Source organism: Ruegeria sp. HKCCD9138 (assembly GCF_057220975.1).
The window spans coordinates 188,381-205,387 of sequence record NZ_JBWVAZ010000004.1 but is presented as its reverse complement, the minus strand read 5'-3'; the positions used below and the strand labels follow the sequence as shown (position 1 = coordinate 205,387).

The following is a 17,007-nucleotide window of genomic DNA, read 5'->3' as shown; positions in this document are numbered from 1 at the left end:
ATGAATAACTCTGATTGGAAGTCGAAATTTATCAAATTGCGCCGCTCAAATTCAAGCTCGCGGCACCTTCACAGGTTTGCTGGCTCGGAAGACGGGTCCATGACGATCCTGGCGTTGTTTCTGTTTATTATCGTCTTCACCACCGCCGGCTTTGCAGTAGACATGATGCGATATGATCGGGAACGGGTAAAACTGCAATACGCCCTGGACCGCGCTGTGCTCGCTGCGGCGGACCTTGACCAGGACCTGTGCCCCAGAGACGTGGTCAAAGATTACCTGAGCAAGGAAAACCTGGATCAATACCTTGTCGGTGAGATCAAGGTCGAGCCTGAGACATGCGGTTCGGCCGCTGTCAGGCTTCAAGGTAAACGCCGGGTTGAAGCCAGCGCTGAAATGAATGTGCAGACACACTTTATGCAGTGGAGCGGTGTTGAAACACTGGGAACCACGGCCACCAGCGTTGCCGAGGAATCGATTGGTAACGTTGAAATTTCCCTGGTTCTGGACGTGTCGGGTTCGATGTCAGGAACGAAACTAACCAACCTAAAAAAGGCCGCCAACGATTTTATCGATGAAATGACAACAAAGTCAGAAGACGGCAAGTTGTCTATCTCAATCATTCCCTATTCAGAACAGGTCTCGGTTCCGAATTACTTTTTTAATGCTCTGAACACCATCGGCGGGAACGAGGTCGCTAATTGTATTGACTTCGAAAGTGCGCATTTCTCAACGATGAATTTCGACTCCTACGATATTGTTGATCCGGACACCGGCACCATTATCCGGCATGGAACAAACCTGAACCAGACGCTGCACTTCCGGGACAATGGCAGTAACGACTACAGATCCAGTAACGGGCTGGTTAGCAGTAATGTCTGCCGCCGAGAAACGTCGACGGACCAGCGTGAAATGGCCATCATGCAGAAAGATGCCAACACGCTCAAAAACAAGATCACCAACATGCAGGCCAGTGGCTGGACTTCTATTGATGTGGGTCTGAAGTGGGGCTTGACCCTGTTGGACGACAGCGTTCAACCATTAATCGCACAATTGCAGCAGGGCGGTGCGCCGATCCCCAGCGAATTTGCCGTCCGTCCCGGACGAAACAAAACCTCCGATACGTTGAAGGTTCTGGTTTTGATGACCGACGGGGAAAACACCCGGCAGCATAAAGTGAATCCACCATTTAATAACGGTGATTCAAACATCTTCTGGAATGCAGGCTGGAACAACTATTCAGTGTACGACCCCGAAAACAACCGCTTTGGTTGGCCAGACGTCAGGGTGACTGTACGGCACAGCAACGGCAGTCGCTGGACAAGAGACTACTACCAGGATCATGCCTTCGGCCACGGAACATATCGCCGTTACTATTGCACCAGCTATTATGACGGCAGATGCCACAGCGTTAACACCAACTACTACTATTTGGAAAGCGAAGGCGGCACTCCGGTTGAGCTAAAATGGCCGGATGTCTGGGCCCACACAGAAAAAAGCGCCATCTATAACATGCTGAACCATACATATGGTTACGCGCGTGCAGAGGAATGGTGGGACGACTCCACAACCGAACTGCGTCAGTGGAACAAGGACCCGCGCGTGGATTCACTTTGTGCAAAGGCGGCGCAGGAAGACATCCTCATCTTCACGATCGCGTTTGAAGCGCCCACTGGTGTGAAGCCGATGCTCAAGCGGTGCGCCGTGGAAGATGGCAGGTACTACGAAGCATCCGGCACACAAATCATAGGCGTGTTCGACTCGATCAGCTCGACCATTCAGAACCTGAGGTTGACCCAATGATGCGCGCGTTAAAAGGACGGTTGCGCCGGTTTCGTCGATCCGAAGACGGCAGCGCGACAACCATCGAGTTTGTATTTTGGTTCCCTTTCTTCATTTACGTCACCTGGTCGGGCATCGATCTGGGCATGATGTCATTCAGCCACGCAAATCTTGAACGGGCATTGGATGAAACGATAAGAGAGGTCCGCCTGAATAGACTTCCTGCAGGTGAAACCGAGTGGAACCATGACCTGTTGAAGAGAATGGTTTGCGACAGAACACATCATGTTCCCAATTGCTCGCGCGATCTGGCTCTGGAAATGAAATCTGTCGACCCTCGTGTCGGCAATCAGCTGGCGGCGGACGCTTACTGCGTCGATCGGGCGGAAGATATCGCTAAAGAGAGAGAGATTGATTTTGATAGCGGAACCTCGAATGAACTGATGATCATTCGGGCCTGTCTTGAAGTCTCACCTCTTTGGGGTTTCACAATGATTGGCCGGGCTGCGCAGCAGGACCCCGATGGCCAGTGGGAACTGCATGCAACAACGGTGTTTGTGCATGAACCATTCGGCGGATCGACCAGCGTACCAGCAGGAGGGTCCTAAGTTGGCACACCGGCTGCAAAAAACTGCTCAGACAAGTAAACGCGGCGTTCAAGGCTTTTTGAAACGCTTTTTTCACCGGGAACAGGGGGCAATTACGGTAGAAGCCGTTTTGGTTCTGCCGATGCTTTTCTGGTCGATTTTTGCGACCTACACGTTCTATGACGGCTACCGTCAAAGTGCACGCAGTATCAAGGCCGCATTTGCGGTTGCTGACGTCATATCGCGCGAGCGGAACATGGTGAACGCAGCCTATGTCGATACAATGCACGACCTAATTGAGACCATGGTTGCAACCCGTGCCCCTGTGTCCATGCGCATTACCTTTTTGACTTATCTGGACGCCTCAAAAACCCACGAAGTTCTGTGGTCCTGTGTCCGCGGCGCCAATTTAAATCCGTGGACAAACGCGGATGTCTCATCCATCAAGGACCACATCCCAACGATGCCCGACAACGGCAAGATGATCATCGTTGAAACCACAAACGAATATCGCGCCGCGTTCAATGGCATCAGCTTCGGGTTCGAGGATTTCACAATGGGCAACTTTGTGTTCACGCATCCGCGTGTCTTTGACAACATTGTCGCCAGCGATCCCTGCTGAGGGTTTATTCCCTTTCCAACAGCATTGCAGACAACATCTCGGACATGAACTTGGTTTCGGCGGCGGCAGTCATGCCGCCGATGCCAATGCGGCGCCCCACGCGCCACCACAATCCGGGGGCCCAGGCTTTCTTTCCCGCTACGCGCGTTGTCACCAGGAATCCGTTTGAAGGCTTGAACGCGAAGACCCCGCGTTCCACGGCCTCGATATCGTCGACTTTGCACATCACCCGGCCAGACTGGGTGCGCAACTCGGTCTTTGTCAGTTCGATGGCGTCCTGCGTGGCCAGCCACATACGCTGTGCCAGCCAGAACGATGCCACGCCGACACCGATCAGAAAGACTTGCCAACCCAATTCGGGTGGTGAAGCCAACGCCACATAAATCACCAGTATTCCAACTGTGGCCAGCATCCCTACCCCGGTCCAACGGCGAGGGCCCGAGGCCTCAACTCTGGCAAGCACCTCATCTTGCATGCAACTCTCCCGATTTTCGTCCTTCCATTAGCTGCTTTGCACACTAATGGACAGAGGTCTGAGCGCCTTTGCACAAAACCCGTGTATTGGCGCAAATTGATTGCATCCGCTCAAGCCATAGATTGCGGTCAAACAAAAAGGAGGCAGTCATGTCCCTCAGACCGGCACTGGAAACACGCCAGGCCGTACCGACGATGGAAGGCGCCGGCGTAAAACTGCACCGAGCCTTTGGGTTTCAGGATCCGTCCGAACTGGATCCGTTCCTGCTGTTCGACGATTTCAGAAACGATCGGCCCGAAGACTACAAAGCCGGTTTCCCATGGCATCCGCATCGGGGCATCGAGACCATCACCTATGTTCTGTCCGGAACCGTGGAGCACAGCGACTCGTTGGGCAATCACGGCAGTCTAGGGGCCGGTGATGTTCAATGGATGACCGCCGGGTCAGGCATACTGCATCAGGAGATGCCCACCGGCAACGCCTCCGGTCAGATGCATGGATTCCAGCTGTGGGGAAACCTGCCATCGGATCAAAAGATGACCGCACCGCGATATCAGGACGTCAAGAGCGCCGATATTCCGGAAATCACGGATGATGATGGCACCACTGTCCGCGTGATCGTCGGCGAGTTCTGGGGAAAGTCCGGACCGGTTGACGGTATTGCGGCTGACCCTCAGTATCTGGACATTCAGATCCCCGCTGGTGTCAGGAAAACCTTCCCGATCGACACGTATCGCCGTGCCTTTGCCTATGTGTTTCAGGGTCAGGCGGCGTTCGCCGATGCCTCGCAACCTACGGGCGTGTTGTTGGAAAAGGAAATAGCCGGGCAAGAAGTCAACATCCGTGACATGTCAGGCGACCGGACGCTGGTCCGGTTCGGAACCGGGGATGAAATCACGGTGCAGGCCGGGCCCGAAGGCGTCCGCTTCCTGTTGATTTCGGGAGCCCCAATAAACGAACCCGTGGCCTGGCACGGACCGATTGTCATGAACACGCGATCCGAACTTGAACAGGCATTTCGCGAGCTTCGCAACGGAACGTTTATCCGACCAGCGCATTAAGCCATCGTTGCCGCCTGCCCTGTCAGGCGGCAACGGATTTACGCACCATGTCCCAATAGACCTGTTCAACCTGGTCCAGGGACAGCCGCCCCCCGGTTCGATACCAGGTCATGACACCGTTCAACATGGCGATCACCGCAAGCGTGGCAATCTTGGTGTCGGCGACAGAAAACTGACCGGTCTGCTGACCGTGACGCAAAATGCCTTCCAACGAGTCTTCGTAGCGGCGGCGCAAAGCCTCGATCTCGGCAAAGTTTTCGGGCGTCAGGTTTCGCAGTTCCATGTAGGCGATAAAAACCTCGTCCGGTCGTTGCAGATGATAGCGGATGTGAAAGCTCACGAACTGGCGCAGGGCATTCTGCGGATCCTTTTGGTCCGTCAGATTTTCATAAGCCGCCAGCAGGTCCTGCATATGGTTCTGCATCAGTCGAAACAGAAGGCTTTGTTTGTCTGGTGTATAATTGTACAGCGCGCCGGCCTGCACGCCCACCTCGCTTGCGATTTGCCGCATGGAAACAGCGGCATAGCCTTGCCGGGCAAACAGTGAAAGCGCCGCCTCGCGGATGCGGGGGCCGGTGATGTCGGAATGTGAACCTTGGGTACGCGCCATGGTCTCACTGTATATGAACAGATGTTCAGATAGAACCCCGCTTGAACCACAACGGCAAAAGGTGCATCACGGATCGCAGATCCCAACTCGAAGGCCAATGATGAAGCTACTTCTGATGATACCATTGCTTGTCATCTGTTCAGCATGCACTGACATTCCCGAGTTGGAAGGCAGCGAGACACCTTCCCTGCGCAAAGCGCCCTATCCCGAACTCATTCCGCTGGACGAAAATCTGGGTCCGCCGGTCGATCCCGTAAATGAAGCCGAGGAAATCGAAAAAGACTTGGCGGATCGAAGCGAAGCGCTGGCTCAAAAGGCCGAGGCACTGCAGAACGCTGAGACCAATTAAGGACAGTCCACCAAATCCAAACGATTGTGCAGCCCGAGACGGATTGCGCCCAAGTCCTGAACCCGCTAAGGCAGCCGACAAAGGACAACTCGTCCTCATCGGCAAATTCGAGCGGAAAGGATCCCACGGAATGACACAGGCGCTGCGGCTTGGAATTGCGGGTTTGGGAACCGTTGGTGTGGGCGTGGTCAGGATCGTTCGCCGCCATGCCGATCTGCTGCAGGCCCGGACCGGACGCGCAATTGAAATCGTTGCTGTATCGGCGCGCGATCCGAACAAAGACCGTGGCGTCAGTCTGACCGATTACGCGTGGGAGACCGATCCCGTCGCGCTGGCCAAACGGGATGATATTGACGTCTTTGTCGAACTGATGGGGGGCGAAAATGGCCCCGCGAAAGCATCGGTTGAAGCCGCGCTGGCAAGCGGCAAAGACGTAGTTACCGCCAACAAGGCTCTACTGGCCGTTCACGGCCAGGATTTGGCCGAACAGGCCGAGGCCGCGGGGCGCGTCATCCGGTTCGAGGCCGCCGTTGCCGGAGGCATTCCCGTCATCAAATCTCTGACCGAAGGTCTGGCGGGCAACGACGTCACCCGCGTAATGGGAGTGATGAATGGCACCTGCAACTATATCCTGACCCGGATGCAGTCACAGGAGTTGGGCTACAATGCCCTGTTCGAGAAATGTGCGCAGCTTGGGTATCTTGAAGCTGACCCAAACCTTGACGTTGGCGGAATTGATGCCGCGCACAAACTGGCTCTGTTGTCGTCAATTGCGTTCGGAACCAAACCAAATTTTGATGGCATCCAGATCGAGGGCATCCAGCACATCAGTCTGGACGACATTCATCAGGCTGCCGACATGGGTTACCGCATTAAACTGCTGGGCGTAGCACAGCGCACCGCCCGAGGGCTTGAACAGCGGATGCAGCCTTGTCTGGTTCCCAGTGACTCGCCGCTGGGGCAGCTCGAAGGCGGCACCAATATGGTCGTGATCGAGGGCGACTCGGTCGAACAGATCGTTCTGCGCGGCCCTGGCGCGGGCGAAGGGCCCACGGCCAGCGCCGTGATGGGCGACGTCTGCGATCTGGCGCGCGGTCTGCAAATCCCGACTTTTGGACGCCCCGCCACGTCCCTGCAGGATGTTCCGCCCGCTCAGACTGGTCTGCCGGCCCCCTACTATTTGCGGTTGAGCTTACTGGACAAGCCCGGCGCACTGGCCAAGGTGGCCGCGATTTTGGGCGATGCTGGTGTGTCTATCGACCGGATGCGCCAATACGGTCACACGGAAAGCACCGCGCCTGTACTGATCGTGACCCACAAAACCACGCGCTCGACACTGGATCACGCGCTGAGCGGACTGCGCGACACAGATGTGGTCGCCGGAGAACCCGTCGCCCTGCGCATCGAACAGGTCTGAACGCTTGCAGCCTGCCATACGGGCAGGCTATGCCGGAATAAACGTCTTCGCTGACCAAAGGATTACGGAACATGAACGCTGCCAAGATCGATTTCAACGACCGCCTGCTGTCTCTGGGGCTGGCAAGAGTGGCGGAACAGGCCGCACTGGCCTCGGCATCGCTGGTCGGCCGAGGTGATGAGAAAGCCGCCGATCAGGCAGCCGTGAACGCGATGCGCGAGCAGTTGAACCTGCTGGACATAGAAGGCGTTGTCGTCATCGGCGAAGGAGAACGCGACGAAGCGCCGATGCTATATATTGGTGAAGAGGTTGGCACCGGGAATGGACCGGGTGTTGACATCGCTCTGGATCCGCTGGAAGGCACGACGCTGACCGCCAAAGACATGCCCAACGCGCTGACCGTGATTGCGATGGGCCCCCGCGGTTCAATGCTGCACGCGCCTGACGTCTATATGGACAAACTGGCCATCGGGCCTGGCTTTCCTGAAGGTGTCGTCAATCTGGACATGAGCCCGCGCGAGCGGGTGGAAGCGCTGGCCAAGGCCAAAGGCTGCGAGCCTAAGGACATTACAGTCTGCATTCTGGAACGTCCCCGCCACGAGGCGATGATCGCCGAGGTGCGCGAAACCGGCGCTTCGATCCGTCTGATCACCGACGGTGACGTGGCTGGTGTCATGCACTGTGCCGAAAGCGAAGCAACCGGCATTGACATGTATATGGGCCAGGGCGGCGCGCCCGAGGGCGTTCTGGCTGCGGCAGCTTTGAAATGCATGGGCGGGCAGATTTCTGGCCGTCTGCTGTTCCGTAATGATGACGAACGCGGTCGCGCGGCCAAGGCCGGGATCACCGATCTGGATCGCGTCTATTCGCGCGATGAGATGGTGACCGCAGACGTTATCTTTGCCGCAACCGGCGTGACCGGCGGCTCGCTGTTGCCCCGCATCAAGCGCGAGCCGGGTTGGGTCGAGACGACGACGCTGCTGATGCGATCCAAGACCGGCTCGGTCCGGCGCATGTCCTATCGCACGCCGACCTGGCCGCACGACAACGCTTAACGGCTTGCGCCGCTGCCTTCGGCAAGAGTATTTGTGAAAAGATGAAGGCCGGGTCCGGAAGGGTCCGGCCTTGTACGTGAAGGGGGACAGATTGGGCTTTTTGGGTGTTGAGCAATCGTTGACCGGACGGCGCTGGGTTGGCCCAACGTCAGAGGTGGAACGCGCGGCGGATATGATGGCGCAACAGACCGACTTGCCCCACGCGGTGTGTCAGGTGCTGGCACGGCGGGGCGTTCCGCCGATGGAGGCGCGCGGTTTTCTGGACCCAAAGCTGAAGGAGTTGCTGCCCGACCCGCGCGCGATGAAGGACATGGAAGCCGCTGCAACGCGGTTCCTGAAAGCTGTGCGACAGCGGCAACGGATCGCTGTATTCGCCGATTATGACGTCGACGGCGGCAGTTCGGCGGCCCTGCTGCTGGTCTGGCTGAGACAGATGGGCATACAGGCGACCCTGTACGTACCGGACCGAATTGACGAAGGCTATGGCCCCAACGTTCCAGCCATGAAGGAATTGGCTGCGACTCACGATCTGATCGTCTGCGTCGATTGCGGCACGCTGAGCCATGAACCTATCGCCGCCGCCGAGGGCGCGGACGTGATCGTACTGGACCACCATCTTGGAGGGGAAATACTGCCGGAATGTGCCGCCGTGGTGAACCCGAACCGTCAGGACGAAAGCGGTGATCTGGGCTATCTCTGCGCTGCCGGAGTGGTGTTCCTTATGCTGGTCGAAGCTGGACGACAATTGCGCGAGGACGGCGTAAAAGGCCCCGATCTGATGGCCCTGCTGGATCTGGTTGCGTTGGCTACCGTGGCCGACGTTGCACCGCTGATCGAGGCCAACCGGGCGCTGGTACGGCAGGGCCTGAAAGTAATGGCAAAGCGCCAGCGCCCCGGGTTGGTGGCCCTGTCCGACGTTGCACGGATGGATACGGCCCCCAACAGCTATCATCTGGGATTTCTGCTGGGTCCGCGCGTGAATGCCGGCGGGCGGATCGGGCAGGCCGATCTGGGCGCACGGTTGCTGAGCACGGATTCACCGTCTGAGGCGCAAGCCCTGTCTGAAAGGCTGGACGCGCTGAACACAGAACGTCGCGACATCGAAAACGTCGTACGCGCCGCAGCGCTGGAACAGGCCGAGGAACGCGGATTGGATGCGCCTCTGGTCTGGGCTGCCGGCGAGGGCTGGCACCCGGGCGTCGTAGGAATCGTCGCGTCTCGCCTTAAGGAGTCCGCCAACCGTCCGGCGATAGTCATCGGCTTCGACGGCGACGAAGGGAAAGGTTCGGGCCGTTCCGTGTCCGGCGTTGACCTTGGCGCATCGATCCAGCGACTTGCGGCCGAGGGGCTGCTGGTCAAGGGCGGTGGCCACAAGATGGCGGCCGGGTTGACCGTAATGCGCGCTCAGCTTGAACCCGCGATGAATCGCTTGTCCGAGTTGCTCGCCAAACAAGGCGCGGGTGACCGAGGCCCCGCCGACCTGAAGCTGGACGGAGCCCTGATGCCGGGCGCAGCGACGGTCGATCTGATCGAACAGATCGAACAGGCCGGGCCCTTTGGTGCCGGCGCCCCTGCCCCGCGGTACGCCCTGCCAGATCTTCAGGTCCGCTTCGCGAAACGGGTGGGCGAGTCGCATCTGAAACTCACTCTGTCCGACGGGATGAGCAGCGGTCTGGACGCAATCGCCTTTGGCGCGTTCGATGGGCCGATGGGGGATCGGCTGTCCAACCACGGCGGCGCACGGTTTCACTTTGCTGGTCGACTTGAGGTGAATTCCTGGGGTGGCAGGCAGACGGTACAGCTTCGGCTTGAGGACGCGGCCGAGGCGAATTGACCCGATTGCGCGCCCGGCGGACAAGGGATCAAAAAAGTTTCACAACCTTGCATTTTTCGGCTTGCGGGGCTGTGGTGTAATCCGTACAAGGCGCTCCACAAGCCAGCGTGGCCCGTTCGTCTATCGGTTAGGACGCCAGGTTTTCAACCTGGAAAGAGGGGTTCGATTCCCCTACGGGCTGCCACTTGTCTTGAACCGGATACCAAGTGGCCCGTTCGTCTATCGGTTAGGACGCCAGGTTTTCAACCTGGAAAGAGGGGTTCGATTCCCCTACGGGCTGCCATTTCTTTCCTGATGACAAGTTGCTGCGTTGAGGTGCCGACCTAGCAAACGAAATGGCCTGTCTGGACATCGTGAAGTGGCGATAGGTTCTATCCGGGATATGGTTGTCACGTCGTAATTGTAGCCTCTGCCCGACCGCGGCCAGCCGCCTGATGCAACTCCATTTCTCCGGCCTCAGACGATCCTGCTGATCAGTGAAACGGTCAAATCGGTCAGCACGTGCATACTTGCAGGATCAGAAAGACCCCAAAGAAAAAAGCCCCGGTCGAGATCGGCCGGGGCTTTTTCGTTTTGTGGGAGCAGACTATTCGTCCCCACTCTGCAAACTGTTCGGATCGAAGACATTTCCGAACCCGCTGTTTCCGGATGGCTGCTGTTCGGTGTCCGAAGCGCCGTCATCACCATCCCCGCTGAGCGTGTTTGGCGCGAAGACGTTACCGAAACCGGAGTTGTTGGACTCCGCAGGGGCCGGCGTGTCCTTTTCCTCGGTTCCGGGCCGCAGATCGTCAGGGTCGAACACACCTTCAAAGCGGCGCTGGCGGCGTTCTTCGCGCTCGCGGCGCAACTCCTGGATGCGCTGTTCGGCCTCCAGCTGCTTCTGCTCGCGGACGTCGGCGATGCACTGACCCGGGTTGTAGGCCGTCGCCGTGCCCACCACGGTGATGGTCGCCACCGCGAACACGACCACAAGAACCGCCGCCGTGTTTCCGGCGAAGAAACTGGGCAGCTTGATCTTGCCGGCCAGCTCCTCGACGGTCGCCTGCTTGCGCGCTGCCGCGACCAGTTCCTGACGCTTCAGCTTGGCTTCGTTCAGCAGAGCGAAAAACACCGTCAGCGCCACGATGATGAAGGCCAGCGCCGAGATCGCGGGCGTGATGCCATAGCGCACCTTCTGTGCCAGTTCGATCGTCAGCGTCGGATATTCACCAAAGGTGAAGGTGGTGGTGTTGTAGTTCTCGAACGAGGCCAGAAACGCCAGCACCGCAGCCGAAGCTATCGCCGGGCGCATGAACGGCAACAGGATCTTGCGGAACGCCTGAGCATGCGTCGCTCCCAGATCCAGCGCCGCCTCGGTCAGGGCGATGTCATACCGTTGCAGACGCGCCACCAGAACCAGCATGCAGTAGCTGGCGATAAAGGTGGACTGACCGATCACCGTCAGGAAGATACCGTTCGACAGCACGCTGTCCGCGCCCAGCCCCAGCATCCGGTTGATCCGGTCCCAGAACACCAGTGTCGAGATACCCAGAACCACGCCGGGGATCAGGATCGGAGCGATGATGATCGTGTAGTAGGTTGCGCGCAGCTTGGGCCAGATCTGGGTCAGCATCAATGCGCCCGCCAGCCCCATCGCGACCGACAGGATCACCGTCCCGGCACCAACGATTACCGAGTTCTTGATGCCGTTCAGGATACGCTGATCGCGGAAGAGCTCACCAAACCACTCGAATGTCAGGCATTCCCAAGGGCTCATCCGTGGAAAGACGGATGAGTTGAAGGCGGTGACTGACATGATCACCAGCGGCCCCAGCAGATACAGGAAGAAGATCGCCAGATAGACCCAGATGCTAATACGGAGGAAGGAATTGTTCATTTCCCGATATCCCCCATGTTCACCTTGAACAGGCGCATCACTGCCAGCACGAACAGGATACAGGTCACCAGAAGCACGATGGCGTAGGCGGCCCCCTGCGGCCAGTCATTATTGTCGTTGAACTGCTGATAGATCAGCTGCGTGAACCAAAGAGACGAGGGCCCGCCGAGAATTTGTGGCGCGGCCAGCGCACCGGCGCTGAGCATGAAGACCATGGTACAGCCCGAACTGATCCCCGGTTTGGCATAGGGTATGACCACCCGCCAGTGAATCCGCCACCAAGGCGCACCCAGATCCCGCGCTGCCTCGATCTGGTTTCCGTCCAGGCTTTCGATCACGTTGTACATCGGGAAGATCATCAGCAGGATGTAGGCATAGCCCAAACCGGCATAGAGCGCGATGTCGTTGCGGATGAAGTCGAACGGCGTGTCCCAGATACCTAGCCCCATGAACAAAGTGTTCAAAACGCCCGTTTCTCCAAAGATGATGCGCAGGGCAAATGCGCGCAGAATCTCGTTGATCCAGTACGGAATGATCAGCATGATCGCAAAGATGCGGATGTGGCTGCCCTTGGACTGACCCAGGTAATAGGCGATCGGATAACAGATGATCAGGTTGAAGATTGTCACGCAGACCGCGGCCAGCAGCGTGCGGAAGAACACCCGCAGGTCAACCACGTTGTAATCCTGACCGCCGCCCTCGGGGCCGTAGATCAGGTATTTGTAGTTCTCCAGCGTATAAACGTCCTTGGGCCCGCCGATCTCGGGCGGCGGCAGGTTCGGACGGAACGAGAAGTCAAGCATCGACAACTGCGGCAGGATGATCAGGCCGATGGTCCAGAACAGGACAAGGCCCAGGATCGCCAGCCCCATACCGGTGCCGTTGCGGTTGAAGAAGTCTTTCAGAAATCGGGGCATTTGTCTGGTCCCCTCATTCTGCGGCCAGTTCACCAGCCGGAACCAGAACCGCGTTGCGGGCCTCATATTCCAGCGTGATGGTCTGGCCGGTGTGATCCTCGAAGGACTGACCGTGGTTGGGCAACGAGACCTTGATCTCTTTCCCGCCATCGCCTTCGGTGAAGATGTTGAAGACGTTGCCTTCGAATTCCTCGTGGTTCACCCGCGCGGTGACAAAGTGGTCGCCGGTGGCACCGTCCGGCGCAATCGCCAGGGCTTCGGGGCGGATGAACATCATGGCGTCATCGCCTTCCTTCATCTTGCCCTGATTGGCGGTGGAAATCCGCGCCACCAGGTCGCCGGAGCGGTTGGTCGAAATCAGCGCCTCGTTCCCCATGACCTGCTTGATCTTGCCGCGGAACACGTTGTTTTCCCCGACGAATGAGGCCGCGAAGGCTGTCGAGGGGTCGTTATAGATCGTCTTGCCATCAGCAATCTGATCAATAACACCCGCTTTCATCACCGCGATATTGTCCGACATGGTCAGGGCCTCGCCCTGGTCGTGGGTGATGTATATGAAGGTGATACCGACACGCTGCTGAATCTCGCGCAGTTCGGTGCGCATGTGCTGGCGTAGCTTGAGGTCCAGCGCAGACAGGGGTTCGTCCAGCAGCAGCACATCGGGCTCGGCGCATAACGCCCGCGCGATGGCGACCCGCTGGCGCTGACCACCCGACAGCTCGCTTGGCAGTTTGTCGCCCTGTCCCGGCAGTGCGATCATGTCCAGCAGCTCATCGGCGCGCTTGCGGCGTTCGGCGGCGTTGGCACCGTTGATCTCCATCGAGAAGGTGATGTTCTCCCACACCTTCATCAGCGGGAACAGCGCGAGGTTCTGAAAGATCAGCGCGGTCGGGCGCTTGTTTGGCCCGATCCCTTTCATGTTGTTGCCGCCGATCAGGACGTTGCCCTCGCTGGGCTCCAGAAACCCCGAGACAGCGCGCAGGATGGTGGTCTTTCCACACCCCGATGGGCCGAGGAACGAAAAGAAATCGCCCCCGTTGATGTTCACATTCGCATCGCGCACGGCGACAAAGTCACCGAAACGGATCCACAGGTTCTCCAGATCTACGCCGACCCCTGCACTCATTTTCAATATCTCCCTGGGGCACGACCTGAAGTCACGCCACATTACTGACCGTCACACCCGGGCGGTGTGCGGAAAATGGCCCCTCGCGTTGCGAGGGGCCCGATGTCAAGGCGATCAGGCGCTCTTGAACTTGTTGACGAACTCGGTCCGGGTTTCCGCATACCATGGTGCTTCGGCCGGCCACGGGTTCAGATTGGCCAGCGAGTCGCCCGGATAGGCCTCGGCAAAGTTCTTCTTGTAAGTGTCGCCGGAATATTGATCGGCACCCAGAACCGGAGAGTTGTAGCCGTGGCTATCGATCGCCACCCCGGCCGGTTTGGCCTGATAGGCGAAGTCGATAAACGCGTAGACCTGATCAATGTTGGTGGCACCGGTCGGCATCGATATACCATCGACCCACGCCATCGCACCCTCGATCGGGGCCTGGTAGTGCACAGGCTCACCCGCGGACTTCAGCGCCAGCGGCGGGCCGTCCCAGGTCTGACCGACAACGACGCCTTCGTTCAGCAGGCCGTTCTTCTGGGTATCGGCATCGTTCCAGATCAGCTTGATGCGATCCTTGCGCGCGATACACCAGTCGGCGATCTGACCCCAGACCTTGCGCATGGTGTCTTCGTCGCCATAAGCGGCCCAGACGGAACCCGGCTCCATCTCACCGGCACGCTCCATGTAAAGACCCGCGCCCAGCATCATCGAATGCGCCCGGCCCATTGTCTTGCCGGCGTTTTCCTCGGACCAGACATCGCCATAAGACGGCGCGTCGCCTTCGGGCAGCCACAGGTCGGTGCGATAGGCGATGCCCTCGGTGCCCCAGATATGCGGCAGCCAGTGAGCTCCGCTGTCGCCGAAATTCCAGGCATCGGTGCCGATTTTGGCCATCGCCGGGTTCACCAGATCAATCGGAACCTTGCTCATGTCGAAAGGTTGCAGCAGCTCCAGCGGCTCCCACTGCAGCGAGCGGTTGTTGGTGGGCGAGACGATGTCAAAGCCCTGCCCCTTGGTCGCTTTCATCTTGTTGATGATTTCTTCGTTCGAACCAATACCGGTGTAGTTTACCTTGATGCCGGTAAGGGTTTCGAATTCCTGAATAAAACTGGGCGGCAGATAGTCTGACCACATCAGAATGTTAATCTCGCCCGACGAGGCCAACGCGCTCTTGCTGTACAATGGCGCAGCCAAAGCAGCCGCACCGGCCCCCTTCAGGACCGTACGCCGAGTTACTTCTTTACGTGTGACCATAGTAGATTCTCCCGTTGTTGGACTGCACGTTTTTTGTGCTTGTGATTGCAGGCTAGACCTTTCCCGCTGAGCTGTCAGTCCAAAAGTGACAGTTGGGATCATTCAATGAGTCCAGTTTACCAGAAAGGAACCAGAGCCCTATTGCCAGTTAGGAATATCCGACCTTTTCACGAAACAAAGCCGACGAAGAAAATCAGAGCTGTCGTCCTTTGAATCTCAGAAACAGCGCAGCGCCCCCGACAAAGCTCAGAATCGGTTGTGATTGAAGTTTAACGCAATTCCTTGACGGATTTCTGCAAAGCAACAATCAAAGCGTCCCGTTTTTGCGAGAGCTGAGCCGGCGTCATGCCCTCAGCCTCAGCACGAACACCTTCCGTCAGCTGCTCGGTCACGTCCTCGGTCAGGTACACTTGCCCCAGATCGTCCCACCAGCCATTAAAGGTATCGGAAAAGTGATCGCAGAACGCCCCGAGCCCCCCCTCGCCGGCACCAAGATTAAACAGCATGGTCGGCCCCATCGCCGCCCATCTGAGGCCCGGCCCAGCCCAAACCGCTTTGTCGATATCCTCAACCGATGCAACACCGGTGACAACCAGATTGATGGCCTCGCGCCAGATCGCGGCTTGCAATCGGTTGGCCACATGACCGGGCACTTCTTTATGGAGCCGGATCGTCGTCTTTCCGACACTTTCGTAGAAGCGCTGCGCAGCTTCGACCACGCCGTCCCCGGTGCGTTCGTTTCCCAAAACCTCGACCAGCGGAATAAGATGCGGTGGGTTGAACGGGTGACCGAGGACGAAACGCGACGGATTGGACCAGCCCGGCTGCATCTGTCCCAGCGTCAAACCAGAGGCCGAACTGGCGACGATTGCATCCCGGTCAAGTGCTGGTTCAATCGCCGCAAAGGTGGCGTGTTTAATTTCCAGCCGTTCCGGTACGTTCTCCTGCACAAATTCGGCGCCTTCTACCGCCTCTGCGCTACTGGCATGAAAGGTAACCGCATCCGGCGATCCATTCTCGGTCAAGCCCAGTTCCGTCATCGCGGGCCACGCAATCTCTATGTAATCGCGTACCTTCTTTTCGACCTGCGGATCAGGATCAAAAACGGCGACCGAGCGGCCGGACGCCAGAAACAAAGCTGTCCAACTGGCACCGATCACTCCTCCGCCGAGGCAGGCCGTATTTTGAAACTCCATCAGAACAGTCCCGGATTCAGTGGGGAAGCCGCCGTCATACCGCCATCCAAGGTGAACAGTTGGCCGGTGGCAAAGCTTGCCTCATCCGAGGCCAACCAGACTGCCATGCTGGCGATATCTTCGGGTTTGCCAAATCTGCGAACGGGGTGGCGCACCAATGCGTCCTGTCGTGCTGAATCAGGGCTCGAGGCCAAATCGAACCCGGCATCCAGCATGCCGGTCTCGATCCAGCCGGGGCAGATCGCGTTGCATCTGATTTTGGGGCCGTGATCGACGGCAATGGATCGGGTCAGCCCATGCACAAATGCCTTTGACGCGTTGTACAGTGCCATCGACGGGTCAGCGACCCTGCCTGAGATTGAGCCAATGTTGATGATGGAGCTGCCTTGGGGCATTCGGGGAATGAAGGCCCGGCACAGGTTGAACACGCCCCGGCAATTGGTGCCAATGACGGCCTCCCAATCTGCATCCGTGCTTTCGGGCACGGTTTTTTCGACCTGAACGCCGGCATTGTTCACAATAACGTCTGGACTATCGCTGGACCGGGCAAGGTCTTCAACGGAAGCCGCGTCGGTGACATCCAGCGAATACCAAAGGATGTTATCGCCCAACCCTTCTGGTCTGTCGCCGCGTCCGCACGTTGCGACAATTGCGCCTTCCCGAACAAACGCTTCGACAATCCCCCGCCCGATGCCTTGACGCCCTCCGGTTACCAGCGCTCTTTTACCAGCCAACCGCATTATCTCACCTCCGCCAGATGGCACGTCAGAGTCCCGGCAGCCCCGGAACAGGCCAATAGACTGGACTTCATCCCTGGTTCCTTCGCCTTCCCGGTGGACCGCAGAATTCTCTTCCCAATTCCGC

General features: G+C 58.2%; 16 protein-coding genes and 2 tRNA genes. 10 read left to right on the top strand and 8 right to left on the bottom strand.

Annotated features, from left to right (window positions below; all coding sequences use genetic code 11):
- The first annotated feature begins 99 nt into the window (after positions 1–99).
- Genes AC2TEL_RS09005 through AC2TEL_RS08995 form a run of 3 tightly spaced genes read left to right on the top strand, consistent with a single transcriptional unit; the run spans position 100 to position 2,988 of the window.
- On the top strand, positions 100–1,800 hold the full coding sequence (locus AC2TEL_RS09005) for a Tad domain-containing protein (protein WP_480903294.1): 1,701 nt from the start codon (positions 100–102) through the stop codon (positions 1,798–1,800).
- Positions 1,797–2,387, top strand: coding sequence for a TadE/TadG family type IV pilus assembly protein (locus tag AC2TEL_RS09000; RefSeq protein ID WP_480843308.1), 591 nt, complete (start codon positions 1,797–1,799; stop codon positions 2,385–2,387). Before AC2TEL_RS09005 ends, AC2TEL_RS09000 begins: the two co-directional genes overlap by 4 nt.
- Before the next feature lie 58 nt (positions 2,388–2,445).
- Positions 2,446–2,988, top strand: a complete 543-nt coding sequence (locus AC2TEL_RS08995) for a TadE/TadG family type IV pilus assembly protein (RefSeq protein WP_480903293.1) — start codon at positions 2,446–2,448, stop codon at positions 2,986–2,988.
- 4 nt (positions 2,989–2,992) lie between these two features.
- On the opposite strand, the gene AC2TEL_RS08990 is transcribed toward AC2TEL_RS08995, so the two are convergent.
- On the bottom strand, positions 2,993–3,463 hold the full coding sequence (locus AC2TEL_RS08990; RefSeq protein ID WP_480903291.1) for a hypothetical protein: 471 nt from the start codon (positions 3,461–3,463) through the stop codon (positions 2,993–2,995).
- Positions 3,464–3,612: 149 nt separating this feature from the next.
- Here AC2TEL_RS08990 and AC2TEL_RS08985 point away from each other — a divergent pair, with 149 nt between their 5' ends.
- The gene (locus tag AC2TEL_RS08985) at positions 3,613–4,524 is read left to right on the top strand and encodes a pirin family protein (protein WP_480903289.1); all 912 of its coding nucleotides are present in this window, start codon (positions 3,613–3,615) and stop codon (positions 4,522–4,524) included.
- A 22-nt stretch (positions 4,525–4,546) separates the two neighbouring features.
- Here the strand turns inward: AC2TEL_RS08985 and AC2TEL_RS08980 are convergent, their stop codons facing one another.
- Positions 4,547–5,134, bottom strand: coding sequence for a TetR/AcrR family transcriptional regulator (locus AC2TEL_RS08980; RefSeq protein ID WP_480903287.1), 588 nt, complete (start codon positions 5,132–5,134; stop codon positions 4,547–4,549).
- 100 nt (positions 5,135–5,234) lie between these two features.
- Between AC2TEL_RS08980 and AC2TEL_RS08975 the strand changes: the two genes are divergently transcribed.
- From AC2TEL_RS08975 to AC2TEL_RS08950, 6 genes are all read left to right on the top strand, one after another.
- Complete coding sequence (locus AC2TEL_RS08975; RefSeq protein ID WP_480903285.1) at positions 5,235–5,483, top strand: hypothetical protein; 249 nt, start codon at positions 5,235–5,237, stop codon at positions 5,481–5,483.
- Positions 5,484–5,613: 130 nt separating this feature from the next.
- Positions 5,614–6,900: a homoserine dehydrogenase gene (locus AC2TEL_RS08970; protein WP_480903283.1), complete on the top strand. Its 1,287-nt coding sequence runs from the start codon at positions 5,614–5,616 to the stop codon at positions 6,898–6,900.
- A gap of 71 nt (positions 6,901–6,971) precedes the next feature.
- Positions 6,972–7,955 (top strand): class II fructose-bisphosphatase, encoded by a 984-nt coding sequence (gene glpX / locus AC2TEL_RS08965; protein WP_480903281.1) that lies wholly within the window; start codon positions 6,972–6,974, stop codon positions 7,953–7,955.
- Between the two features lie 91 nt (positions 7,956–8,046).
- Positions 8,047–9,789 (top strand): single-stranded-DNA-specific exonuclease RecJ, encoded by a 1,743-nt coding sequence (gene recJ, locus AC2TEL_RS08960; protein ID WP_480903279.1) that lies wholly within the window; start codon positions 8,047–8,049, stop codon positions 9,787–9,789.
- Positions 9,790–9,898: 109 nt separating this feature from the next.
- Positions 9,899–9,973, top strand: a tRNA-Glu gene (locus AC2TEL_RS08955).
- A gap of 24 nt (positions 9,974–9,997) precedes the next feature.
- Positions 9,998–10,072: transfer RNA gene (locus AC2TEL_RS08950), tRNA-Glu, on the top strand.
- Between the two features lie 303 nt (positions 10,073–10,375).
- Here the strand turns inward: AC2TEL_RS08950 and AC2TEL_RS08945 are convergent.
- The 6 genes from AC2TEL_RS08945 to AC2TEL_RS08920 all read right to left on the bottom strand — a co-directional run bounded on the left by AC2TEL_RS08945 (position 10,376) and on the right by AC2TEL_RS08920 (position 16,883).
- Complete coding sequence (locus AC2TEL_RS08945; protein WP_480843325.1) at positions 10,376–11,665, bottom strand: ABC transporter permease; 1,290 nt, start codon at positions 11,663–11,665, stop codon at positions 10,376–10,378.
- On the bottom strand, positions 11,662–12,582 hold the full coding sequence (locus AC2TEL_RS08940; RefSeq protein ID WP_480843326.1) for an ABC transporter permease: 921 nt from the start codon (positions 12,580–12,582) through the stop codon (positions 11,662–11,664). The genes AC2TEL_RS08945 and AC2TEL_RS08940 overlap by 4 nt, the downstream gene beginning before the upstream one ends.
- 13 nt (positions 12,583–12,595) lie before the next feature.
- Positions 12,596–13,708 (bottom strand): ABC transporter ATP-binding protein, encoded by a 1,113-nt coding sequence (locus AC2TEL_RS08935; protein ID WP_480843327.1) that lies wholly within the window; start codon positions 13,706–13,708, stop codon positions 12,596–12,598.
- 114 nt (positions 13,709–13,822) lie between these two features.
- Positions 13,823–14,947, bottom strand: a complete 1,125-nt coding sequence (locus AC2TEL_RS08930) for an extracellular solute-binding protein (RefSeq protein ID WP_480843328.1) — start codon at positions 14,945–14,947, stop codon at positions 13,823–13,825.
- 269 nt (positions 14,948–15,216) lie between these two features.
- Complete coding sequence (locus AC2TEL_RS08925; protein WP_480903277.1) at positions 15,217–16,143, bottom strand: 3-hydroxyacyl-CoA dehydrogenase NAD-binding domain-containing protein; 927 nt, start codon at positions 16,141–16,143, stop codon at positions 15,217–15,219.
- The gene (locus tag AC2TEL_RS08920; protein ID WP_480903275.1) at positions 16,143–16,883 is read right to left on the bottom strand and encodes an SDR family NAD(P)-dependent oxidoreductase; all 741 of its coding nucleotides are present in this window, start codon (positions 16,881–16,883) and stop codon (positions 16,143–16,145) included. The genes AC2TEL_RS08925 and AC2TEL_RS08920 overlap by 1 nt, the downstream gene beginning before the upstream one ends.
- Between the last annotated feature and the right edge of the window lie 124 nt (positions 16,884–17,007).